Below are 259 nucleotides of genomic sequence, written 5' to 3'. Positions count from 1 at the left end.
ATTATTAACGCCGTCACCATCGATATCATTATCTTGGTTATCAGGTATGCCATCGCCATCCGTATCCTTCGGAGTTGTGATATCTGGCTTACCGTCGCCATCTTTATCCGTTGGTGTATTAGATTTAGGATCAGATTCATCTTTATTCGGAATACCATCACCATCAGTATCTTCGTCCCCATCGTTTACACCATTACCGTCAGTATCAGGGTTCGTTGGATCAGTACCGTTAGCTTCTTCGTCTTTATTATTAACGCCG

Annotated in this window: 1 protein-coding gene; it reads right to left on the bottom strand. The window is 42.9% G+C overall.

Annotated elements, in window-relative coordinates; translation table 11 throughout:
- The coding region (locus ACJTHF_RS14085) for a hypothetical protein (protein WP_407812644.1) at positions 1-259 on the bottom strand (259 nt) is incomplete at both ends.

The sequence above is a fragment of the Mammaliicoccus sp. RAM2 genome, assembly GCF_045897195.1.
Taxonomy (GTDB): domain Bacteria; phylum Bacillota; class Bacilli; order Staphylococcales; family Staphylococcaceae; genus Mammaliicoccus; species Mammaliicoccus sciuri.
The sequence above is the reverse complement of the archived record's forward strand: the minus strand, read 5'-3'. Positions and strand labels throughout refer to the sequence as shown.